The organism is Aeromonas sp. R9-2, from assembly GCF_040908025.1.
Lineage (GTDB): Bacteria > Pseudomonadota > Gammaproteobacteria > Enterobacterales > Aeromonadaceae > Aeromonas > Aeromonas veronii.
In genome coordinates, this window is the sequence record NZ_JBFOCX010000024.1 from 190,909 (window position 1) to 214,760 (window position 23,852).

18 protein-coding genes are annotated in these 23,852 nt (G+C 59.9%); 9 read left to right on the forward strand and 9 right to left on the reverse strand.

The genetic code is table 11. The annotated features are described in order from the left end of the window. Window positions 1–242 precede the first annotated feature (242 nt). The 9 genes from sdhC to AB5Y71_RS10055 all read left to right on the forward strand — a co-directional run bounded on the left by sdhC (window position 243) and on the right by AB5Y71_RS10055 (window position 11,586). The gene (gene sdhC, locus AB5Y71_RS10015; RefSeq protein ID WP_005333571.1) at window positions 243–620 is read left to right on the forward strand and encodes a succinate dehydrogenase cytochrome b556 subunit; all 378 of its coding nucleotides are present in this window, start codon (window positions 243–245) and stop codon (window positions 618–620) included. Then, window positions 614–958: a succinate dehydrogenase, hydrophobic membrane anchor protein gene (gene sdhD, locus AB5Y71_RS10020; protein WP_005333558.1), complete on the forward strand. Its 345-nt coding sequence runs from the start codon at window positions 614–616 to the stop codon at window positions 956–958. Before sdhC ends, sdhD begins: the two co-directional genes overlap by 7 nt. 1 nt (window position 959) lies before the next feature. Then, entirely contained in the window at window positions 960–2,726 is a 1,767-nt protein-coding gene (gene sdhA / locus AB5Y71_RS10025) for a succinate dehydrogenase flavoprotein subunit (RefSeq protein ID WP_040066317.1), read from the forward strand. Between the two features lie 16 nt (window positions 2,727–2,742). After that, a complete protein-coding gene (locus AB5Y71_RS10030) occupies window positions 2,743–3,459 on the forward strand; it encodes a succinate dehydrogenase iron-sulfur subunit (RefSeq protein ID WP_005333549.1) in 717 nt (238 codons plus the stop codon). 115 nt (window positions 3,460–3,574) lie between these two features. Next, on the forward strand, window positions 3,575–6,382 hold the full coding sequence (sucA, locus tag AB5Y71_RS10035; RefSeq protein ID WP_368171478.1) for a 2-oxoglutarate dehydrogenase E1 component: 2,808 nt from the start codon (window positions 3,575–3,577) through the stop codon (window positions 6,380–6,382). Window positions 6,383–6,417: 35 nt separating this feature from the next. Continuing rightward, window positions 6,418–7,608 carry a 2-oxoglutarate dehydrogenase complex dihydrolipoyllysine-residue succinyltransferase gene (odhB, locus tag AB5Y71_RS10040; RefSeq protein WP_043824260.1) on the forward strand — a complete coding sequence of 397 codons (1,191 nt, stop codon included), beginning with the start codon at window positions 6,418–6,420 and terminating at the stop codon, window positions 7,606–7,608. Window positions 7,609–7,779: 171 nt separating this feature from the next. Further along, complete coding sequence (gene sucC / locus AB5Y71_RS10045) at window positions 7,780–8,946, forward strand: ADP-forming succinate--CoA ligase subunit beta (RefSeq protein ID WP_005361097.1); 1,167 nt, start codon at window positions 7,780–7,782, stop codon at window positions 8,944–8,946. Further along, the gene (gene sucD / locus AB5Y71_RS10050; RefSeq protein WP_005333542.1) at window positions 8,946–9,818 is read left to right on the forward strand and encodes a succinate--CoA ligase subunit alpha; all 873 of its coding nucleotides are present in this window, start codon (window positions 8,946–8,948) and stop codon (window positions 9,816–9,818) included. The genes sucC and sucD overlap by 1 nt, the downstream gene beginning before the upstream one ends. A gap of 277 nt (window positions 9,819–10,095) precedes the next feature. Continuing rightward, window positions 10,096–11,586 carry an autotransporter outer membrane beta-barrel domain-containing protein gene (locus AB5Y71_RS10055; protein ID WP_368171479.1) on the forward strand — a complete coding sequence of 497 codons (1,491 nt, stop codon included), beginning with the start codon at window positions 10,096–10,098 and terminating at the stop codon, window positions 11,584–11,586. Between the two features lie 336 nt (window positions 11,587–11,922). On the opposite strand, the gene AB5Y71_RS10060 is transcribed toward AB5Y71_RS10055, so the two are convergent. From AB5Y71_RS10060 to AB5Y71_RS10100, 9 genes are all read right to left on the reverse strand, one after another. Beyond that, complete coding sequence (locus AB5Y71_RS10060; protein ID WP_005336948.1) at window positions 11,923–12,519, reverse strand: GPR1/FUN34/YaaH family transporter; 597 nt, start codon at window positions 12,517–12,519, stop codon at window positions 11,923–11,925. Between the two features lie 224 nt (window positions 12,520–12,743). Next, window positions 12,744–15,746 carry a DUF748 domain-containing protein gene (locus AB5Y71_RS10065; protein ID WP_368171480.1) on the reverse strand — a complete coding sequence of 1,001 codons (3,003 nt, stop codon included), beginning with the start codon at window positions 15,744–15,746 and terminating at the stop codon, window positions 12,744–12,746. A 52-nt stretch (window positions 15,747–15,798) separates the two neighbouring features. Continuing rightward, the gene (locus tag AB5Y71_RS10070) at window positions 15,799–16,560 is read right to left on the reverse strand and encodes an ABC transporter substrate-binding protein (protein WP_307896692.1); all 762 of its coding nucleotides are present in this window, start codon (window positions 16,558–16,560) and stop codon (window positions 15,799–15,801) included. Window positions 16,561–16,596: 36 nt separating this feature from the next. After that, the gene (locus tag AB5Y71_RS10075) at window positions 16,597–17,007 is read right to left on the reverse strand and encodes a MerR family DNA-binding transcriptional regulator (protein ID WP_307896693.1); all 411 of its coding nucleotides are present in this window, start codon (window positions 17,005–17,007) and stop codon (window positions 16,597–16,599) included. Window positions 17,008–17,009: 2 nt separating this feature from the next. Beyond that, window positions 17,010–17,978, reverse strand: a complete 969-nt coding sequence (locus AB5Y71_RS10080; protein WP_368171481.1) for a hydroxymethylglutaryl-CoA lyase — start codon at window positions 17,976–17,978, stop codon at window positions 17,010–17,012. Beyond that, entirely contained in the window at window positions 17,975–19,945 is a 1,971-nt protein-coding gene (locus AB5Y71_RS10085) for a biotin carboxylase N-terminal domain-containing protein (RefSeq protein WP_307896695.1), read from the reverse strand. Before AB5Y71_RS10085 ends, AB5Y71_RS10080 begins: the two co-directional genes overlap by 4 nt. After that, window positions 19,942–20,796, reverse strand: a complete 855-nt coding sequence (locus AB5Y71_RS10090) for an enoyl-CoA hydratase-related protein (RefSeq protein ID WP_307896696.1) — start codon at window positions 20,794–20,796, stop codon at window positions 19,942–19,944. The genes AB5Y71_RS10085 and AB5Y71_RS10090 overlap by 4 nt, the downstream gene beginning before the upstream one ends. 11 nt (window positions 20,797–20,807) lie before the next feature. Continuing rightward, entirely contained in the window at window positions 20,808–22,409 is a 1,602-nt protein-coding gene (locus tag AB5Y71_RS10095) for a carboxyl transferase domain-containing protein (protein WP_307896697.1), read from the reverse strand. Continuing rightward, entirely contained in the window at window positions 22,406–23,548 is a 1,143-nt protein-coding gene (locus tag AB5Y71_RS10100; protein ID WP_307896698.1) for an isovaleryl-CoA dehydrogenase, read from the reverse strand. Before AB5Y71_RS10100 ends, AB5Y71_RS10095 begins: the two co-directional genes overlap by 4 nt. Between the last annotated feature and the right edge of the window lie 304 nt (window positions 23,549–23,852).

The following is a 23,852-nucleotide window of genomic DNA, read 5'->3' on the forward strand; positions in this document are numbered from 1 at the left end:
GTTTTGTGTTTTCTTTGTAGCTAATTGATTGTCTTCGGTTAAGGCCGCCGATATACTGCGCCACGTGGGTCATGGCTGCGGGTGTTTGAAACGCTTTGGCAAAGCCTGATGTGAAACCGAAAACTCGCGTTTTGGCTTTTTCAGAGTGTTTTGGTAACAAAAAACCAACAATCACCATTCCGTGCCCTCAAGTGTGAGTTAAAACAATAACTAACGTGCTCAATGGAGCTGAGTGGGCAAGCGTGAAAAACAAACAGAGACCGGTCAACCTCGACCTACAGACGATCAGCTTTCCTGTCACTGCCATTGCATCCATCCTGCACCGTGTTTCAGGGGTCATTACCTTTGTTGCACTGGGCATCTTGCTGTGGATGCTTGGTACTTCACTCGCCTCTCCCGAAGGGTTTGAAACCGTGGTTGCCATCATGGACAACTTCCTGGTCAAACTCGTGCTGTGGGGGATCCTGACTGCGCTGGCATACCACATTGTGGGCGGCTTGCGTCATCTGGTCATGGATATGGGCTATTGGGAAGAGCTGGAATCCGGCAATCAGAGCGCCCGCGTGGCCTTCGTGATCACCGCGATCCTGGCTGTATTGGCGGGAGTGCTTGTATGGTAACCAATTCTGCAACCTTCGGGCGCAGCGGCGTTCACGATTACATCCTGATCCGCGCCACCGCCCTCATCATGACCTGTTATGTCCTCTATCTGGTGGGCTTTGTCGCGTTCAACGACATCACCTACGAGGTGTGGGCAGGCTTCTTCGCCAAAACATTCACCAAGGTATTCACCCTGTTGACCCTGCTCTGCGTACTGATCCACGCCTGGATTGGTCTGTGGCAGGTGCTGACTGACTATATCAAGCCGGTAGGGCTGCGCGGGGCGCTGCAATTTGCCCTGGTCGTGGTGCTGTTTGTCTATCTGATGACGGGTTTCGTCGTGCTGTGGGGTGTGTAAGGTGACTATTCCAACTCGTGAATTTGATGCGGTGGTGATTGGTGCCGGTGGTGCCGGTATGCGCGCCGCGCTGCAGATTGCCCAGTCCGGCAAGAGCTGCGCTCTGTTGTCCAAGGTTTTTCCAACCCGTTCTCACACTGTCTCCGCCCAGGGCGGGATCACGGTTGCGCTGGGCAATGCCCACGATGACAACTGGCAGTGGCATATGTATGACACGGTAAAAGGTTCCGATTACATCGGTGATCAGGAAGCCATCGAGTACATGTGCAAAACCGGCCCCGAGGCTATCTATGAGCTGGAGAACATGGGGCTGCCCTTCTCCCGTTTCGACAACGGGTCTGTCTACCAGCGTCCGTTTGGTGGTCAGTCCAAGAATTTCGGTGGCGAGCAGGCTGCCCGTACCGCAGCGGCCGCCGACCGTACCGGTCACGCCCTGCTGCACACCCTCTATCAGCAGAACGTCAAGAACAAGACCACCGTCTTCTCCGAGTGGTATGCGCTGGATCTGGTGAAAAACCAGGATGGCCATGTGGTGGGTTGTACTGCCATCGATATGGAGAGCGGTGAAGTGGTCTACTTCAAGGCCAAGGCCACCGTGCTGGCGACTGGCGGTGCCGGTCGTATCTACCAGTCCACCACCAATGCCCACATCAATACAGGTGACGGTGTCGGCATGGCGTTGCGTGCCGGCGTCGGCGTGCAGGACATGGAAATGTGGCAGTTCCACCCGACCGGCATCGCCGGGGCAGGGGTGCTGGTAACTGAAGGTTGCCGTGGTGAAGGCGGCTATCTGCTCAATAAAGATGGCGAGCGCTTCATGGAGCGTTACGCCCCGAACGCCAAGGACTTGGCCGGTCGCGACGTGGTGGCCCGCTCCATCATGATCGAGATCCGTGAAGGCCGTGGCTGCGATGGTCCTTGGGGCCCGCACATCAAGCTCAAGCTGGATCACCTCGGCAAAGAGGTGCTGGAATCCCGTCTGCCGGGGATCTGCGAGCTCTCTCGCACCTTCGCCCACGTGGATCCGGTCAAAGAGCCGATCCCGATCATTCCGACCTGCCACTACATGATGGGCGGCGTGCCGACCAACGTGAATGGCCAGTGCCTGACTCAGGACAAGAATGGCAACGATGTACCGGTGGTCGGTCTGTTTGCGGTGGGCGAGATTGCCTGCGTCTCCGTACACGGTGCCAACCGTCTGGGTGGCAACTCCCTGCTGGATCTGGTGGTGTTTGGCCGCGCTGCCGGCATGCATCTGGTCAACACCCTGGGCGAGATGGATCACGGCCGCGATGCTTCCGAGTCGGATCTGGATGCCGCACTGGCCCGCTTCAACCGCTGGGAAAATTGCCGTGACGGGGAAGACCCGGTGCAGATCCGCAAAGACCTGCAGCGCTGCATGCAGAATAACTTCTCGGTGTTCCGCGAAGGTGCTGCGATGGCAGAAGGGTTGGCCGAGCTCAAGGTTATCCGCGAACGCCTCAAGTCAGCCCGTCTGGATGACACCTCCAAAGAGTTCAACACCCAGCGCATCGAGTGCCTGGAGCTGGACAACCTGATGGAGACGGCGTTTGCCACGGCGGTTGCCGCCAACTTCCGTACCGAGAGTCGCGGTGCTCACTGCCGCTTCGACTTCCCGGATCGCGACGATGAGAACTGGCTGTGCCACAGCCTCTATCATCCGGACACCGAGTCCATGACCCGTCGCGCTGTCAACATGTCACCCAAGACCCGTGAGGCGTTCCCGCCCAAGGTCCGGACTTACTGATTGCGGAGCCAGCCCTATGAACGTCACATTCTCTGTCTACAGATACAATCCGGATGTTGATAACGTCCCCCATATGAAGGAATATCGTCTTGATATTCCTGAAGGTTCCGACATGATGGTGCTCGACGCACTGATCCAGTTGAAAGAGCTGGATCCCACGCTCGCCTTCCGCCGCTCTTGCCGCGAAGGGGTCTGTGGATCAGACGGTCTCAACATGAATGGCAAGAACGGTCTTGCCTGTATCACCCCGCTCTCCGACCTGCTGAAGAAGGGCAATAACGTCGTTATCCGCCCCTTGCCCGGCCTGCCGGTGATCCGTGATCTGGTGATCGACATGACCCAGTTCTACACCCAGTGGGAGAAGGTCAAACCCTTCCTCATCAATGATGACAAGTTGCCGCCGGTGCGTGAGCACCTGCAATCCCCCGAAGAGCGCGCCAAGCTTGACGGCCTGTACGAGTGCATTCTCTGTGCCTGCTGCTCCACTTCGTGCCCCTCCTTCTGGTGGAATCCCGACAAGTTCATCGGTCCGGCCGGGCTGCTCGCCGCCTACCGCTGGCTGGCTGACAGCCGCGACACCGCGACCACCGAACGACTGGGGAATCTGGACGACGCCTTCAGCGTGTTCCGCTGCCATGGCATCATGAACTGCGTGAACGTCTGTCCGAAAGGCTTGAACCCGACCAAGGCGATTGGCCAGATCAAGTCGATGTTGCTCAATCGGGCTGTTTAGTATCAGGGCCGGCCAGGTGCTGGCCCGACCTCTGGATAGCCATCCCACCCGTGGCAGGATGGCTATTTGACCCCTACAAGCTGCGCAGCAGTAACAAGAAGTACAAGGGATAGAAATGCATAACGGCGTGATGAAGGCCTGGTTGGAGTCATCTCACCTGGCTGGTGCGAATGCAAGCTATATTGAGGATTTGTACGAATCCTTCCTGGAAAATCCTGACTCCGTGTCCGACGAGTGGCGCAGCCTGTTTAGCGAGCTGCCCCAGGTCAATGGCCATGCGGTTGAACAACCCCACTCCCAGGTCCGCGATTATTTCCGTCGTCTGGCCAAGGATCCCTCTCGCTACAGTGCCCCCGTCTCCGATCCGCAAGTGGATGCCAAGCAGGTGCGGGTATTGCAGCTGATCAACGCCTTCCGTTTCCGTGGTCACCAGAATGCCAATCTGGACCCGCTGGGCCTGTGGCAGCGTGAAACCGTTGCCGAACTGGATCCCGCGTTCCACAACCTGCAGGGCGCAGATATGGAGGCCACCTTCAATGTGGGCTCCTACGCCATCGGTCGCGAGACCATGGTGCTCTCCGACCTCTACGCCTCGCTGAAGAAGACCTATTGCGGCTCCATCGGCGCCGACTACATGCACCTCACCTCCACGGAAGAGAAGCGCTGGCTGCAACAGCGTCTCGAATCCATTGAAGGGAAGGGGAGCTACACCCTCGAAGAGAAGACCCGTTTCCTCGAGAGCCTGACCGCTGCCGAAGGGCTGGAGAAATATCTGGGCGCCAAGTTCCCGGGAGCCAAGCGCTTCTCGCTGGAAGGTGGCGACGCCATGATCCCCATGCTCAAGGAGCTGATCCGTCGCGCCGGTGAGCAGGGCTGCAAAGAGGCCGTTATCGGTATGGCCCACCGCGGTCGCCTCAACGTGCTGATCAACGTGCTGGGCAAGCGCGCTCAGGATCTGTTCGACGAGTTTGCCGGCAAGCATGGCGAATCCTGGGGTACCGGTGATGTGAAGTACCACATGGGCTTCTCCTCCGACTTCGCCACCCCGGGTGGCAACGTCCACCTGGCGCTGGCGTTCAACCCCTCTCACCTCGAGATCGTCAACCCTGTGGTCATCGGCTCGGTCCGTGCCCGTATGGATCGTCGCGGTGACAAGGATGGCTCCAGCGTGTTGCCCATCACCATTCACGGTGACTCGGCCATGGCCGGTCAGGGCGTGGTGGCCGAGACCTTCAACATGTCCCAGACCCGTGCTTATGGTGTCGGCGGGACGGTGCGCATCGTCATCAACAACCAGGTTGGTTTCACCACCTCCTATATCCGTGACCTGCGTTCCACCGAATATTGCACCGACATCGCCAAGGCGGTGCAGGCGCCGGTGCTGCACGTCAACGGGGATGATCCGGAAGCCGTGGTGCTGGTGACCCAGATTGCCTTGGATTACCGCAACACCTTCAAACGCGACGTGGTGATCGAGCTGGTCTGCTACCGTCGTCACGGTCACAACGAAGCGGACGAGCCGAGCGCCACTCAGCCGCTGATGTACCAGAAGATCAAGCAGCACCCGACCCCGCGCAAGATCTACGCCGATCAGCTGGTGGCCGAGGGAAGCCTCGCTCAGGAGCGGGCGACCGAACTGGTCAACGAGTATCGTGAAGCGCTGGATCGCGGCGAGCGGGTGAGCAAGGAGTGGCGGCCGATGGAGCTACACTCCGTCGACTGGACCCCTTATCTCGGTCACGACTGGAACATGGCCTATGAGAGTGCCGTGCCGATGGATCACCTCAAGAGCCTCGGCGAGCGGGTGAGCCAGTATCCGGCGACCCACGTGCTGCAGCGTCAGGTCGAGAAGATTTACGAAGACCGCCGTCTGATGGCCGCTGGCGAGAAGCTGGTGGATTGGGGCTTTGCCGAGACCCTGGCCTACGCCACTCTGGTGGACAAGGGGTCCCGCATCCGCTTTACCGGTGAAGACTCCGGCCGTGGCACCTTCTTCCACCGCCACGCTGTGCTCCACAGCCAGACCGATGCCAGCACTTATACCCCGTTGTGCAACCTGCACGACGAACAGGGCCCGTTCGAGGTGTATGACTCTGTGCTGACCGAGAACGCGGTACTGGCCTTTGAATATGGTTACGCCAGCGCCGAGCCAGCTGGCCTCACCATCTGGGAAGCCCAGTTCGGCGATTTCGCCAACTGTGCCCAGGTGGTGGTGGATCAGTTCCTCTCCTCCGGTGAGCAGAAGTGGGGCCGGATGTGCGGCCTGACCATGTTGCTGCCGCACGGTTACGAGGGGCAGGGGCCGGAGCACTCCTCCGCTCGTCTGGAGCGTTATCTGCAGATGTGCGCCCAGCACAACATGCAGGTATGCGTGCCCTCTACCCCGGCGCAGGTGTTCCATATGCTGCGTCGTCAGGTTGTGCGCCCGATGCGCCGTCCGCTCATCGTCATGACGCCCAAATCCCTGCTGCGCCATCCGCTGGCGGTGAGCAAGCTTGAAGAGCTGGCGGAAGGTACCTTCCAGAATGCCATCGGCGAGATCGATGCGCTGGATCCGAAAGCGGTCAAGCGTGTGGTCTTCTGCTCCGGCAAGGTCTACTACGACCTGCTCGATGCCCGTCGCAAGACCGAGCAGCAAGATGTGGCACTGGTGCGAATTGAGCAGCTCTACCCCTTCCCGGAAGAGGAAGTGCGCGCCATTCTGGCCGATTACAGCCACGTCACCGACTTTGTCTGGTGTCAGGAAGAGCCGCAGAACCAGGGCGCCTGGTACTGCACCCGTCACCACTACGATGGCGTGCTGCCAGCCGGAGCTACCCTGCGTTATGCCGGTCGTCCGGCGTCCGCCTCACCGGCCGTCGGTTACATGTCTGTCCACGCCAAGCAGCAAAAAGCCTTGGTGGAAGATGCCCTTACCCTGTAAAGCCTCTGGCATAGAAGTAAAAAGGAACTGATTGGATGACTATCGAAATCAAGGTACCGGATCTGCCGGAATCAGTGGCCGATGCCACTATCGCCACCTGGCACAAAAAACCGGGCGATCTGGTCGCCCGTGACGAAGTGCTGGTCGACATCGAGACCGATAAGGTGGTGCTGGAAGTACCGGCACCGCAAGCCGGTGTGCTGGGGGATATTCTGCAAGGGGAAGGGGCGACTGTGTTGTCCCGTCAACTGATTGCCATCCTCACCGCCGCTCCGGTGGCCGGTGAAGAGACCAAAGAGAAACCCGCTGAAGCGGTGGCCGATGATGGTGCCGATGGCTTGAGCCCCTCGGTGCGCCGCCTGATTGGCGAGCACGACATCGATGTGACCAAGCTGACCGGTACCGGCAAGGGCGGTCGCATCACCAAGGATGATGTGGAAGCCTTCATCAAGGCCAAGAGCCAGCCTGCGGCAGCCGCACCGGTCGCCGCTGCCGCTCCGGCAGCCAAGGTTACTCCGCTGGGTGGTCGTACCGACAAGCGGGTACCGATGACCCGTCTGCGCAAGCGCATTGCCGAGCGTCTGCTGGAAGCGAAAAACACCACCGCCATGCTGACCACCTTCAACGAGGTCAACATGAAGCCCATCATGGATCTGCGCAAGCAGTACGGCGAGATCTTCGAGAAGAAGCACGGCATCAAGCTCGGCTTTATGTCCTTCTACGTGAAGGCGGTGGTGGAGTCCCTCAAGCGCTATCCGGAAGTGAACGCGGCGCTCGATGGTGATGACGTGGTTTACCACAACTACTTCGACGTCAGCATCGCCGTCTCCACCCCCCGTGGTCTGGTGACGCCGGTGCTGCGCGACTGCGACAACATGAGCCTGGCGGACATCGAGAAGGCCATCAAGGATCTGGCGGGCAAGGGCCGTGACGGCAAGCTGACCGTGGATGAACTGACTGGCGGCAACTTCACCATCACCAACGGTGGTGTGTTCGGCTCCCTGATGTCCACCCCGATCATCAACCCGCCCCAGAGCGCCATTCTGGGCATGCACAAGATCCAGGATCGCCCGATGGCCGTTGACGGCAAGGTCGAGATCCTGCCGATGATGTATCTGGCGCTCTCCTACGATCACCGTCTCATCGACGGGCGCGAATCGGTAGGCTTCCTGGTCTCCGTCAAGGAGCTCTTGGAAGACCCGACCCGTCTGTTGCTGGACGTCTAAGCCTGTGGCACCCGGGCAAGGGGTTTGCGCCCCGAGCCGAACGTGCTGCTGGACGTTTGAGTAATACCCGAGCGATTGAAAGATAACGAGGGGCCGCCCAGGCCCCCATTCACAGGGGATTGAGAAACACCAGCCCCGGACGGAAATACCTACAACACGGATAGAGCATCTATGAATCTGCATGAATATCAGGCAAAACAGCTGTTTGCCGAGTATGGCCTGCCGGTCTCCGAAGGTTATGCCTGTGCTACCCCACAAGAAGCAGCCGAAGCGGCCGACAAGATTGGCGGCAATACCTGGGTCGTCAAATGCCAGGTACACGCCGGTGGCCGCGGTAAAGCGGGCGGCGTGAAAGTGGCCAAGAGCAAGGATGAGATCCGTGCTTTTGCCCAAAACTGGCTTGGCAAAAATCTGGTGACCTACCAGACCGATGCCAACGGCCAGCCGGTCACCAAGATCCTGGTGGAATCTTGCACCGACATCGCCAAAGAGCTCTACTTGGGCGCCGTGGTTGACCGTGGCTCCCGTCGCGTGGTCTTCATGGCCTCGACCGAAGGTGGCGTGGATATCGAGAAGATCGCCCACGAAACCCCCCATCTGATCCACAAGGCGGCTATCGATCCGCTGGTGGGTCCGCAGGCCTATCAGGCCCGCGAACTGGCCTTCAAACTGGGTCTGGTCGGCGATCAGATCAAACAGTTCACCAAGATCTTCATGGGTCTGGGCCAGATGTTCCTGGATTGCGATTTCGCGCTGCTGGAGATCAACCCGCTGGTGATCACCGCGCAGGGCAACCTGCACTGCCTGGATGGCAAGATCAACATCGATGCCAACGCACTGTATCGTCAACCCAAGCTGCGCGAGATGCACGACCCGTCACAAGATGATCCCCGCGAAGCGCACGCCGCCCAGTGGGAGCTGAACTATGTGGCCCTCGATGGCAACATCGGCTGCATGGTCAACGGCGCGGGTCTGGCCATGGGCACCATGGACATCGTCAACCTGCACGGCGGCAAGCCGGCCAACTTCCTTGACGTCGGCGGCGGCGCCACCAAGGAGCGCGTAACCGAGGCGTTCAAGATCATCCTCTCCGACAGCAACGTCAAAGCGGTGCTGGTCAACATCTTTGGCGGTATCGTGCGCTGCGACATGATCGCGGAAGGCATTATCGGTGCGGTCAAGGAAGTGGGGGTCAAGGTGCCCGTCGTGGTCCGTCTGGAAGGCAACAACGCCGAGCTGGGTGGTATCAAGCTGGCCGAGAGCGGCCTCAACATCATTGCGGCCAAGAGTCTGACCGATGCCGCGCAGCAAGTCGTCAAAGCAGCGGAGGCCAACTGATGAGCGTACTGATCAACAAGGACACCCGAGTCATCTGCCAGGGCTTTACCGGCGGTCAGGGTACTTTCCACTCCGAGCAGGCGCTCTCCTATGGTACACAGCTGGTGGGCGGCGTCTCTCCGGGTAAGGGCGGCACCACCCATCTGGGCCTGCCGGTGTTCAACACCGTCCGTGACGCGGTCGAAGCGACCGGCGCCACCGCCTCCGTCATCTATGTGCCGGCGCCGTTCTGCAAGGATGCCATCCTGGAAGCGATCGACGCGGGCATCAAGCTGATTGTCACCATCACCGAAGGCATCCCGACGCTGGATATGCTGGACGTCAAAGTGAAGCTGCAAGAGACCGGCGTACGGATGATCGGCCCCAACTGCCCGGGCGTGATCACCCCGGGTGAATGCAAGATCGGCATCATGCCGGGCCACATTCACAAGCCGGGCAAGGTGGGCATCGTCTCCCGCTCCGGCACCCTGACCTACGAAGCGGTCAAGCAGACCACTGACGAGGGCTTTGGCCAGTCCACCTGCGTCGGTATCGGTGGCGACCCCATCCCGGGCTCCAACTTTATCGACATTCTGGAGATGTTCCAGAACGACCCGCAGACCGAAGCGATCGTGATGATCGGCGAGATCGGCGGCAACGCCGAGGAAGACGCGGCCGCCTATATCAAGGCCCACGTCACCAAGCCGGTGGTCTCCTATATCGCCGGTGTTACTGCCCCTCCCGGCAAGCGGATGGGCCACGCTGGCGCCATCATCTCCGGTGGCAAGGGTACTGCCGCCGAGAAGTTTGCCGCGCTGGAAGATGCTGGCGTGAAAACCGTCCGCTCCCTGGCCGATATCGGCAAGGCCCTGCGCGAAGTCACCGGCTGGTAATTCCCGTTAGCCCGTTATCTCTAATAAAAATGCCGCCCGATGGGCGGCATTTTTTATGGGTTTTAAAGTGGTTTGATTTAATCAATCATCGCGATTCAGGCGCTAAACGAATTTTATTACAGGAGACCAGAAACAGTGTGGATACTAAAATAGTCTGCGATTTGAACTTGTCAGATTGATTTGTTCCTTTACCCATTGCATCGAGTGACCTGTTTGTGGGTAATGCTAAAAGTCATGCAAGGATGTCAGTGAGATAACGTAGTGTCAGGAGGACATAATGATTTCACGTATTTTGGGAATTGGCTGCCTTACCAGTATCTGCTTGCCAACAGCATGGGCGGCGGATTGCCCGAACAGGCAACCGGGGCAGCATCTAGAGTTTCTTGGGCGTTCGGCTGACAATTCGGTATCACTATGGCTTTCAAGTCCAGGTTCCGGGGGTAATTTTCGCCTCTCTGCTCCCGGGGTATCTGAAATCGATAGTTGGAATGCAAACCGCGCGTCGTTGCACTTGAGTGTCTCACCTGTAGTACTTGATGACCTTAACGGGACTCACAAACTGGATCTCCTCAATGCGGATGGTTCTTTCAACTGCTTCCTCGATTCGAGAAACCAGAACAATCCGGTATTTCCAAATATTCCCCCGATCGATGGGGGAGACAGTAACGGTGGCACTGGTGGAGGAACCGGAGGTGGTGGCGGCAGCAATGGAGGAAGTGGTGGCGGAACCGGCGGTGGGGGTGGCGGCAATGGTGGAACTGGTGGCGGAACCGGCGGTGGGGATGGCAGCAATGGTGGTAGTGGTGGTGGCACCGGCGGTGGGAGTGACCCGATCCGCAATATTGTGACCAGTATCAGTGCAGATGCCTTGATGGGCTATTTGAGCGGCTCCCTCAGTATTTCAGATCGTGTCGTTGTCGGGCTTGACCAATTTGAAGATATTGCCAGTCAAAAGGGGTTGTGGCAGGTATGGACTGATGTACGCCATACCGGAGTCTCCGATGATCGTAACGAGATAGACACATCCGGACATGCCAACAGCTTTTTGATCGGTATACACAGCTCCCTTGGTAAAGACGGGCTGGGCGGTATTGCATTTGCCAATAGCAAAACCTCTCTTGGCACGTTTGGCAGTTCGGTACGAAATGAGGGGGACAGCTTCTTTGTTGGGCCATATGGCGGCTATAGGCTAGATACGCACTGGCTGCTGGATGGCTGGGCTGCATGGGGACGAACTGATAACGATACCGAACTCGATGTACTTAAAGGGAGTTTCAAGACAACGACCGGGTTGATCTCAGCCAACCTGACCGGCGGCTACGACGTTGGTGAATATCTGCTGCGGCCCAAGCTTGCCCTCTTTTACAGTCACAATAAATCCGATGCGTTTAATTACACAGGCTCATTGCCTTATGCAAACCAGATTTATAACGTGACATTGCGGGTTAATGAAAACTCTTTTGAATATGCCACCAGTGAAGCATCAGGGGATATCAGTCGTATTTTCACCACAACCGATGGGGTTCAAATTATACCGGCCCTGCGTCTTGGGGTTCGTTATGATATTGAGCGTCCCAATGATGGTCAGATCCTGAATGAAAATCTGACAATGGAAAGTACGACCCCGTGGAGTGGATCTGCACGGATTGCACTGGCGGTAGCCCCTCAGCGTCATCAGCGTTTTGAAGTTATCACCGGTTATTACAGTATCGGGCGTCAGGACCTTGACCTCTGGGATATTAGATTTAACGCCGCAGTGAATTTTTAACTTACATAGGGAGATAAAAGTACTGATAACTTGGTCGGCACTTTGATTTAAATTACATGTATGGAGATGGTATTCACCTGACAGTTGCCAACAAAAGGGAGTGGTCATACGGCTTCATACCGAATAACAAACTGTATCCCTTGTGGTGGCCCGAGAGAGCCTTATTTAGTTGATGGATATATCCACAAATAGGTGTATCAGGAGTGCCGAATAGCTAGAGACGGATATCCGGATGTAGGGCTGAAAAGGGAAGATGTGTGCGCAGGAACGTCATCTTTGCGAGATAGCAAAAAGGCACCCGAGGGTGCCTTTTTCACAATCTGAGTGGCTTGCCTATCAGGCAGCGGCTTTCAGCTGTACGGCGGCGGCTTTTTTGTGATCGCCGATCGGCATCACGGTGCGGCCGAACTGTTCGTTGATCACGGTGGCCATGGCCAGGTAGATGGCGCTGGCGCCACAGATGATGCCTTCGAAACCGGCGATGGTGCCGATCAGGGTGCTGCCGGTGAAGTCACGGGCGGCCAGCAGGAAGAACAGCACGGTCAGGGAGGCGAACACGAACTGCTTGGCGCGCGGGTAGTTGATGGTGCCAACCAGCATGAACAGGGTGAACATGCCCCACATCAGCAGATACCAACCCATGTAGGCGTGCGGAGTGGCTTCGGCCAGACCCATGGTCGGCATGATCAGCAGGAACACCAGGCTCAGCCAGAACAGGCCGTAGGAGGTGAATGCGGTCACACCGAAGGTGTTGCCACGCTTGTATTCCATGATGCCAGCGATGATCTGGGCGATGCCGCCGTAGCACAGGCCCATGGCCAGGATCATGGCGCTGATGGGGAAGAAACCTGCGTTATGGATGTTCAGCAGGATGGTGGTCATACCGAAACCCATCAGACCCAGAGGGGCAGGGTTGGCCAATTTTTCGCTCACGTGGCGTTCTCCAAAAATAGAGTGGGGGGTTAACAAAAGACGCGCGATTTTAGGCAGGCTGCGGCGCGCCCGCAAGGGGGCAAGGGGGATAAATCGTAAAAAAACTACGTGATTATTTGCATCAGAGGCCAAATGCTCACCAAGACAGGATGTTTGGTGAGCAAAAGGTGTCAAAATAGTTGAGGGGTTGTATTTTTATTACGCTTTTGCGCAGTGTGGCGGCGTCACTGATCCAGTGTCAGGATCACTTTGGCTTCCTTGTCCTCTTCCTTGACCTGGCTGTCGAGCACGAACAGCCGCTCCGGGGTGATCCCCTGGCTGTCGACCAGAAACTCTTTGGTATTTTGCGCCCGGCGCATGGCGAGATTGCGCAGAGATTTGGCGGTGATGAGCTGCTGATCCCGCAGCAGGATCACCGCCTGGGCCCGCAGTGCCGCGCTCTCTTCATCCAGATGGAGGCGATCGGCCAGATCTTCCAGGTCTTCGCCAAAGCGCTCTTCATAGGCCTGGGCCAGCGCCTCTTGCAGGGCTGAGTCCTGTTCCAGCAGGTCGAGATCCGCCTGATTGCCGGTGAGCTTGGCCAGTACCCGCTCCAGCTTTTGCCGTTGCAAGATGGGGCGCTCCTCGTTGAAGTTGACCTTGCCGCGAATGTTCATGCTGAGCTTGGGTCTATCCTTGAGGGCCTGCGCCAGCTTGACCAGTTTCTCCTGCTGGGTGGGGGTGAGATCGGGTTCCCCCGGCAGGAAGGGGAGCTCGTCGAGATCTTCGGTGTCATCGGCCAGCGAGGCGAGCAGGGAGAAGGGGGAGGTGATCGCCTTGCTCAGAGTGTTGCCCAGCACATCCCAGAAGATATTGCCGATGCTGAAGTCCGGTTGATCGAGATCGCCCTTCACCTTGAGGTTCATCTGTATCACCCCGTTGGCATCGCTCAGCAGGGCGATGGCCAGCCCCAGCGGCAGATCCTTGGCCTGATCGCTCTTGATCTTCTCGCCCAGTTGCAGCTTCTTGATGGTGATGTCGTTATCCCCCTCCAGCCGGTTGCCCTCCAGCTTGTAGTGCAGCTTCATGGAGAGCTGCCCCTTGTCGATGGCATAACCGGCATAGGTGCCCGAGTAGGGGGTAAAGGTGGTGAGCTCCAGATTGTGGAAAGCGACCGCGATGTCGAGGATCGGGTTGGCGACCAGCAGGTTGGTGCCGCCGCGAATAGTCACCGGCGCATAGCGATCCACCTTGCCGTTGAAGGCGAGATCGGAGCGTTGCCCCGGAATATTGCTGATATGGCGACTCTGGCCGCCCAGCGAGGCGATATCGGCCACAAAATCCTGACTCAGACTGCGGTCGGCAAAGCGCAGGTTGCCCTGCTCGGTGCGCAGCTGGTCGATGGTGAAACGAAAGTCGGGAGTCTTGCTGCCTGCCGCCACTTGAGTACTTTTGGCTGCCGCCGGCTGCGGTAACAGCAGTTGTTGCAGGTTGGTGGTGCCATCTTCGTTGATCTCGATGCGGGCGAAGGGCTTGTTCAGAGCAATGTCCTTGATCCGCATCTGCTGGCTGATGCCGTCATACGTCAGACCGGTGAGTGCCAGGGTGTTGAACTCCAGCAGCCGCTGATTGTCTGCCCGATCGACCACCTTGAGCCCGTTGATATCGAGCCCCCCTTGCAGGGTCAGCTTGCTGAGATCTCCCTGGGCGGTGGTGGCGAGATCAAGGCGGGTCTTGCTGCTCAGCAGCCCGTTTTGCACCTTAATGCGTACCAGATCGGCCAGATAGGGCTGTGCCAGCGTCAGGGGCAGCCCCTGCTGGTTGATCTCGCCGCTTAAGGTGAAAGGAGTCAGGGTCAGTTGGCCATCAAAGGCGAGGGGGCTGCTCTGGTTGAACTGGGTGGCCAGAGTCAGTTTGCTCGGTTGCTCCCCCTTGCTGCCCAGTGGCCCCATCGCCAGCTTGAGGCCGGAGAGCTGGCGTGCCTGCGGTTTGCCGCTGCTCGATTCGGTGAGAGTGAGATCGCCCCTGTCGATAAGGATCTGCTTGATTTGCCACTGCCAGGGTTTGTCTGGCGCATTTTTCTTGCCGTTACCGGCTGTCTTTGCTTGTTGTGCCGACTTGGGCGCCGCATTGTTGGCCACCTCGTTTGCGGTGTTGGCTTCTTTGACGGGCTTGGCGGGAGCCTGTTCAATCAGCAAGTCAGCCAGATCCAGTTCCTGCTGTGGGTTGAGGGTGGCCTTGAGCAGGGGTTGTTGCAGGGTTACCTTGCTGATCTGGAGGGATTGTTTCTGGCCATCGACAGCCAGCTCGCTCAGGGCCAGCTGGCCGAAGCGGGCAAATTCGTCGCCCTTGTGTTTTTTAAGCTGCCAGTTGTCCAGCGTCAGCTTGCCTTTGGACAATTGCCACAGTACCCCTTGCTTGCCCTCTTTAAGCTGGTACTCCACCTCTGCATTGGCGTGGCCCTTGGCCAGATCCAGCTTGAGATAGGGTGCCCAGAGCGGGGCGAAGGGTTTCAGCTCGACCTGCTTGAGGCTCACCTTACCCTGACCCATGCCGCTCATCACATCGAGTTTGCCGTGAGCGGCGAGGCTGCTTTTGCCGTTGATGGCGGCGCTCAGCTGATAGGCGGTCGGGTGATTTGCCTCGGTGCGCAGGTTATCGAGTTTGAGGGCCACTTTCTCCAGATTGAGGGGCGGCAACCAGCCGGGTTCGCTCTCCTTGCGCTGATCCTGATAGCGCACATTCCCGTCAGTGACATTGACGCTGGCGATGTCGACCAGTAGCGGGGCGCTTGCTGTCTCGGGCTCGGGGGCGGGCGCAGGGGTGAGCAGGGTCGCCAGCGCATCGGTTAGATTGAGTCGAACATCCCCCTTTTTGTCTGCCAGCCGTTGCAGCTGCACCACGGGTTTGGTCAGGGTTACGGCGGAAAGCACGACCCCTTTCTGCTGCCAGCTGGCTTGCAGGTTTGGGGTGATAAAGAGCTGTTCAAAACGGATGATAGGCTGCTGTTTGGCATCGAGCAGGGCAGTCGCGCCGAGGGAGATAGAAGGGTTGCGCAGACCTACGTCAATCTCCCCCAGCGTCAGTTGCAGGCCATAGTGCTCGGCCAGCCAGCCGGGCAGATAGCGCTGGACCAGACGGGGGGTTTGCCACAGCAGCAGGGTGATCAGGATAAGAAGCAGCAGGAAAGCGTAGGCAAGGTAGCGCAGCAAGCGGAGCTTGGGGGACGCGGGCTCGGTGGTGTTCATTTGGTGCACTCCCATTTGGTTCCCACCATGGTACAGAAAAGCTGGATAGTAATCATGGGGTTGCGTGCTGTTGTACGCCGTACTTTGTCCAAAGGCGATCCAGTTCCCCCTTTTTTTGCAGCGCTGCGAGCCACTGTTCCAGCTGGGCAGGGGTAATGGGGGCCACAGGGTGAAGGATGGCGCGGTGCTGATACTGTTGATCCCATTTTTGCGAGATCAGCAGCTGGTCGGCGGTGTCGGGATGGGCCAGCAGATACTGGTTAAGGTAGGAAACGTTGAGAATGGCTACCTCGCCACGCCCTTTGAGCAGGGCTTGCAGGGCGCTGATGTTGTCCTTGACCAGGGTGATATTGAGCTTGCGCTGCAGGTAGAGGGGATCAGCATTGAACTGGCCGACGCCGTAGTGGTAGCCGGTCACCCCGATAAGATGATGCCGAGAGGGGTCATCGAAAAAGCGCTGATCCCGGCCTGTTTTGTTCAGGGCCACATAGACCTCACCACCACCGAGAAAGGGGGCTGTTATCTTGAATTTATCTGTGTCCCAGCCCCACTTGGTGTCTTCAAACAGCATCAGCGAGAAACGGCCCAGATCGAGCGCCTTGTAACGGTTGGCGGCCGAGGTGGGAACAAACACGAATCTTACCTCTTGCTGGATCTCGTTTAGCTTGGCGATGAGGTCCAGCGTCAGCCCTTCATAGCGGGAATCGGAGAGTTTGACCACAAAGGGGGCATAGGGGTATCCGCCAACCTTGATGAGGGGATGGCTCCAGCCAGAGAGGCTGAACAAGAGCAAAAACCAGCACCAATATCTCATGGGATCCCCAGGGCAATAGCTTGCTCCCAGATTCGGTTAATCTGCGCCAGTTTTCAAGCTGTTAAGGGAATTAACACAGCGCTGTTCGGCGGCCGCGAGCTCGGCCATCACCATCTGGATATCCTCCAGTTGCTGGCGCAGGGCGCCGCGTTTTGCCTCGATCAGCTGGATCATGGAGTGGAGCTGGGTTTTGCTCGATTTGTCGGTGTCGTACATATCGAACAGCTCGCGGATCTCGGCCAAGCTAAACCCCAGCCGTTTGCCGCGCAGGGTCAACTTGAGCCGGATCTTGTCCCGATGGCTGTAGATGCGGGTGTGCCCCTCCCGCAACGGGGTGAGCAGCCCCTCATCCTCGTAGTAGCGGATGGTGCGCGGCGTGACATCGAATTCGTGGGCCAGCTCCGAAATGCTGTAGGTGATCTCCTTGCCGGGCAGGGAACGGGACATGGTCATGACTCCTGTTGCTGGGCGTGTGGCTGGCAGAGGCGGGCGCGCAGCCGCTCGGCATTGGCGTGCAGGGCCTGACCGACCCGCGAGCCGTTGGGACGGCCGAGCTGCTCGCTCACCCAATGGCCGGTGGCCGCCAGTTTGTCGAGATCCACCCCGGTCGTCATGCCAAGGCCGTGCAGCAGGTAGACCACCTCTTCTGACGCTACATTGCCGGAGGCGCCCGGCGCATAGGGACAGCCGCCAAGCCCCGCCACCGAGCAGTCGATGGTGCGAATGCCGCGCTCCAGCGCGGGTAGCAGGTTGGCCAACCCCTGGCCGTAGGTGTCGTGAAAATGGACCGCGAGTCGACCCGCCGGGAGCTCGTGCAGCACCGCATCCAGCATGGGCGCCACGGTGCCCGGAGTGCCGACGCCGATGGTGTCCCCCAGCGAAATTTCGTGGCAACCGAGATCCAGTAGTTGCTCGGCCATCGCAGCGACTCGTTTCGGGCGGGTCGGGCCATCGAACGGGCAGGCGATGACGGTGGAGAGGTAGCCGCGCACCTTGATGCCGAGGCGGCGAGCTTCCTGCACCAGCGGGGCGAAGCGTACCAGCGACTCCTCCACGCTGATGCCGATATTGGCCCGGGTAAAACCGTCGGAGCAGGCGGTGAAGAGGCCAATCTCGTCGGCGCGGGCGGCAATGGCTGCCTGCAAGCCTTGCAGATTGGGCACCAGAGCGCCGTAACGGGTTGAGCCCTTGCGCGGCAGTGCCTCGAACAGCGCTGCGGAGTCCGCCATCTGCGGCACTTTTTTGGCAGAGACAAAGGCACCCACCTCGATGCGCTGCAGGCCGCTGTCGGAAAGGCGCTGGATCAGCTCCAGCCGCTGTACCAGGGAGAGGGGCGCAGCTTCATTTTGCAGGCCATCTCGCGGCCCCATCTCCACCAGACTGACCCTGTCGTCACGGACGTCCTGTGATCGGTTCATGGGTGATCCTCCTGTGAAGCTATCTCTTCGGCAAAGCGCACCAGCACGGTCCCCTGGCTTACCTGTTCGCCCTGTTTGCACTGCAGGGCTTCAATTACCCCGTCCCGCTCTGCACGCAACTGGTGTTCCATCTTCATCGCCTCCAGCACCAGCAGGGGTTGCCCCTTGCTGACCGTTTGCCCCTGCTCGACCAGCACGGCCACCACTATGCCGTGCATGGGGGCGATGGCGCCCTGCGCCTTATCATTTGCCTGATCATGGTGGTGGCTGTGCTGCCGATCATCGGCCGCGAAGCGGATGCGCTGGCCCCCCAGGGTCATGATGAAGGCTGCCTCCGAGCCTTCGACTGTCTGAATGGGGATCTGTTGCCAGCAGCCACCCAGTTGCAGCCGGATATGGTCGTCCCCTCTCTGGTAGCAATGAGTCTCCCCTTGCCACTCAAGCTGGCCGCCATGATCGTTAAGGGTCAATACCCGGCGCTCATCACCGATGCGCACCGCCGCTGTCCAGCAGCGATCCGGCCCCAGCCGAAATCCGCAGGCTTGCTGCCAGGGGGAGGTGCCCGCAGGGCGGCTCGCCAGCCAGAAGGCGGCCAGCGGCCAGGCGAGCTCAGGAATGGGCCGTGCTGTGGTGGGGATGGGCCACTGGGTATGGTGGCCCATGGCCAGGACGTCAGGCTCTTCACAAAGGCGCAGCAAGAGCGCGCCGTTGTGCTCCAGCGGGCCGAGATCCAGTGCCGCCAGCGCATCGGCCAGTTTGGCGAACGCCTCGGTGCGGCTCTGGCCGTGGGCGATCAGCTTGGCGATCATGGGATCGTAATAGGGGCTGACCTCATCGCCAGCGGTAACGCCGGTGTCGATGCGCACGCCATCCGGCCAGTGGAGCCAGTGGATAGGCCCGCTGGCAGGCAGAAAACCGGCCGCCACATCCTCGGCGTAGAGACGCGCCTCCACCGCATGGCCGCGCAGCACCACTTCCTCCTGAGTGAGTGGCAGCGGCTTGCCTTCGGCCACGGCCAACTGCCAGGCCACCAGGTCCTGCCCGGTCACGGCTTCGGTGACCGGATGCTCCACCTGCAGCCGGGTGTTCATCTCCATAAAGAAAAACTCATCCTTGCAGAGCAGAAATTCGATGGTGCCAGCCCCCTGATAGTGGATGGCCTTGGCTGCGGCCACGGCTGCCTCCCCCATGGCGCGGCGCAGAGCCGGAGGGATATCGGGGGCGGGTGCCTCTTCGATCACCTTCTGGTGGCGTCGCTGCAAGGAGCAGTCCCTGTCCCCCAGATAGATGGCGTTGCAGAGGCTATCGGCAAAGACCTGCACCTCAACATGGCGAGCTTGGGGCAGATAGCGCTCCAGCAGCACCAGATCGTCACCAAAGGCAGCGTTGGCTTCCCGTTTGACTGCCGCCAGCGACTCGTCAAAATCGGCCAGCTGATCGACCCGGCGCATCCCCTTGCCACCGCCGCCACTGGCTGCCTTGATAAGTAGCGGGAAGCCAATCTGGCTCGCCTGATCGCGCAAGAAGTCCGGTCGTTGATCCGTGCCGTGATAGCCGGGCAGCACAGGTACGCCGGCAGCCTGCATCAGCGCCTTGGCGCCCGATTTGTCGCCCATGGCGAGAATGGCGGCGCCGCTTGGGCCGACAAAGCGCAGGCCACGCTGCTCGCAGGCGGTGGCAAAATCGCTGTTTTCCGACAGAAAGCCGTAACCGGGATGGATGGCATCAGCCCACGCCTCTTTGGCAATCTTCAGTACCTTGCCGGTGTCGAGATAGCTCTCTCTGGCCGGTGCGGGCCCCAGATGCCAGGCCTCATCGGCCAGACGGGTATGCATGGCATGGGCGTCGGCATCGGAGTAGAGGGCGATGGTGTGGATGCCGAGGCGTTTCGCCGTCTTGATGATACGCACGGCAATTTCGCCGCGATTGGCAATCAGCAGGCGCTTAATCTGAGTGTGATGGGTCATGTCTCATCCTTGAAACGGGGGCGCCAGGCGGGAGGGCGTTTGTCGAAGAAGGCTTGCATCCCCTCCTGTGCTTCGAGCCCCACCCGAACCCGGGCGATGGTCTCGACGGTTTTCTCTTCGTGCAGGCGGGAAGGATGGGCCTCTATGGCCGCCAGCAGTCGTTTGGTCTCTTTCATCGCTTCCGGCCCGTTGCGGCACAGACGAAGGGCCTGCGCCCGTCCCTCCGCCAGCAGTTGATCCGGCTTGCAGAGTTGATGTGCCACATTGAGCCGACAAGCGGTGATGGCATCGAACGGCTCGGCACTGAGCATGTAGCGGCGCGCCTGACGCATCCCCATGGTGCGCACCACGTAGGGGCTGATCACCGCAGGCACCAGACCAAGGCTCACCTCGGAGAGGCAGAAGCGGGCATCGTCGCTGGCCAGCACCAGATCGCAGGCGCAGATCAGCCCCAGCGCCCCGCCATAGGCGGCCCCTTGCACCAGCGCCACCGTGGGGAAGGGGAGCTCGTCGAGGGTCTGCATCAGCCGCGCCAGTACCCGGGCGTCTTCGCGATTATGCTCGAAATCGGCGTGAGCCAGATTGCGCATCCAGTTGAGGTCGGCGCCCGCGCAAAAGTGTTTACCCTCGGCCCGCAGCAGCAGGGCGTGAGGGCGTTCGGCAAGTGAGTGACCATGGAGATGGGCCAGATCATCGAGGCAGTCGAGCAGCCCCAGCATCAGGTCGGCATCAAAGGCGTTGTGGCGGGCCGGGCGGGACAGCACCAGCTCGGTCAGCGGGCCGTGCCGCTCCAGCCGAAACGGGTTCTGGGCTGACGAGCTGAGTGCAGGGGAAGTGAGTGGATCGGACATATGCTTGCTCCTTACATCCGGAAGATGCCGTACTGCTCGGGTTCAATGCGGGCACCCTGACAGGCGGCCAGTGCCAGCGCCAGCACGGTGCGGCTCTGGGCCGGGTCGATGACGCCATCATCCCAGAGGCGGGCGCTGGCGTAGTAGGGGTGACCCTGGCGCTCATACTGCTCGATCACCGGGGCGCGGATGGCGGCTGCCTCCTGCTCGCTCAGGCTCTTGCCCTCGGCGGCCAGCTTGTCCCGACGCACCTGTACCAGCACTCCGGCAGCTTGCTCGCCACCCATGACAGAGATGCGGCTGTTGGGCCAGCTAAAGAGAAAATCGGGGTCGTAGGCTCGGCCGCACATGCCGTAGTTGCCGGCGCCAAAGCTGCCGCCGACGATCAGGGTGATCTTGGGCACCCGGCTGCAGGCCACTGCGGTGACCAGCTTGGCGCCGTGCTTGGCGATCCCCTCTTTTTCTGCGCTACTCCCCACCATAAAGCCGGTGATGTTCTGCAAAAAGAGCAGCGGAATGGCGCGGCGGCTACAGAGCTGAATAAAGTGGGCGCCTTTCTGGGCGCTGTCGCTGTGCAGCACGCCGTTGTTGGCGAGGATGCCCACTTCCATACCGCAAATGCGGGCAAAGCCGGTCACCAGTGTAGTGCCGAACAGCGCCTTGAATTCGTCAAAGTCAGAGCCATCCACCAATCGGGCAATCAGTTCGCGGGCGTCGTAAGGGCGTTTGAGACTGGTGCCCACCAGACCGTAGAGCTCCTCTATGGGGTAGCAGGGGGGCTCGTAGCCGGGGCTGCTCTCTATCGGCTCGTTACCCAGATGAGTAACCAGCGTGCGGGCGATGGTCAACGCATGGGCATCGTCACGGGCCATATGATCAGCAACGCCGGAGTGGGCACAGTGCACTTCGGCGCCGCCCAGGGCCTCGGCGCTGATCTCCTCGCCGGTGGCGGCCTTGACCAGCGGCGGACCCGCCAGAAAGATGGTGGCTTGCTCCCTGACCATGATGGATTCATCAGCCATGGCGGGCACGTAGGCGCCGCCAGCGGTGCAGAGTCCCATCACCACTGCCAGCTGGGGAATGTTCTGGGCCGACATGCGGGCCTGGTTGTAGAAGATGCGGCCAAAGTGATCCCGGTCGGGGAACACCTCATCCTGCATCGGCAGAAAGGCGCCGCCGGAATCCACAAGATAGAGGCAGGGGAGGCGCAGCCGCTCGGCGATGGCCTGGGCGCGCAGGTGTTTTTTCACCGTGAGCGGGTAGTAGGTGCCGCCTTTCACGGTGGCGTCGTTCACCACCAGCATGCAGAGCCGGCCCGAAACCCGGCCGATGCCGGTGATGATGCCGGCGGCGGGCACCGGCTCGTCATAGACCTGCCAGCCAGCCAGCGCCGAGAGCTCGAGAAACGGGGAACCCAGGTCCAGCAGCTGATTGATGCGCTCGCGGGGCAGAAGCTTGCCACGGGCCTGATGGCGGGCGTTGTTGGCCGCGCCGCCTCCTTGGGCGATCTCGGCAATGCGGGTATGGAGATCGTCGACCAGGGACTGCATAGCGGCCCGATTGGCCGTATATTCCGGGCTCGCCGTGTCGAGACGGGAGTGGAGCCTGCTCATGCGTTATCCCCCATCAGCTCGCGACCAATCAGCCAGCGGCGGATCTCCGAGGTACCGGCGCCGATCTCGTAGAGTTTGGCGTCCCGCAGTAGGCGGCCGGTGGGGTATTCGTTGATGTAACCGTTGCCGCCGAGCAGCTGGATAGCATCGAGGGCCATCTGGGTGGCGTTTTCGGCGGCAAACAGGATGGCTGCGGCGCAATCTTTACGGCTGGTGCGACCCTGATCGCAGGCGCTCGCCACCGAGTAGACCAGCGCCCGGCTGCTGGCGAGGCGGGTATACATGTCGGCGAGCTTGCCCTGCACCAGCTGGAACTCGCCGATGGCTTGACCAAACTGCTTGCGCTCACGCACATAGGGCAGCACTACATCCATGCAGGCCTGCATGATGCCAAGGGGGCCCGCAGCCAGCACCACCCGCTCGTAATCGAGCCCGCTCATCAGCACCTTGACCCCGCCGTGCAGGGTGCCCAGCAGGTTTTCCTGCGGCACTCGGCAGTTGTCGAACACCAGCTCGCAGGTGCTGGAGCCGCGCATCCCCAGCTTGTCGAGCTTCTGGGCGGTAGAAAAACCGGGAGTGCCTGCTTCAACGATAAAGGCAGAAATTCCTTTGGGGCCCGCACTGGTATCTGTCTTGGCATAGATGACGAAGGTGTCGGCATCGGGCCCGTTGGTGATCCACATCTTGTTGCCGTTCAGCACGAAGTGATCGCCCTCGCGCTCCGCGGTGAGGCGCATGCTGACCACATCGGACCCGGCTCCCGGCTCGCTCATGGCCAGCGCCCCCACATGCTCGCCGCTCACCAGCGGGGGGAGGTAGCGTGCTTTTTGCTCCGCCGTGCCGTGGCGGTGGATCTGATTGATGCAGAGATTGGAGTGGGCGCCGTAGGAGAGGCCGACCGAGGCGCTGGCGCGGCTTACCTGTTCCATCACCAGCACGTGGGCCAGATAGCCGAGGTTCACCCCGTCATACTCCTCCGCCACCGTGATGCCGTGCAGCCCCAGTTCACCCATCCGGGGCCAGAGATCACGGGGAAAGGCGTTGCTCTGATCGATCTCGTTGGCGCGCGGGGCGATCACTTTCTGGCAGAAGGCCGCAACCTGTTCGGTCAGGGCATTCAGGGTCTCATCCATCTGCATCCATGCTCTCCTTGCGGATATGACAGTCGGGTAGGAAGGTGGGTTCGACCGGCTGACTCGGCTTCAAGGCTGGCAGTGGTCGGTCCATTTTGTACTTCACTTTTGCCACAAGTTTACGTTAGCGTAAACGTAAATCAATTGTTAATCTGTTGTGTGTCGATAGAGGGGTGGTAGTGAAAGCGTCATGAGCTACCACGACAACAGCGCCATAGTGGCAGATCCGGCTGACGCAGCGTGTGGGCGCCGCGTCATAAAGCACTAACTCAGGAAAGTAAGCGCGGGGCAACAAGGGAGCGAACGACAA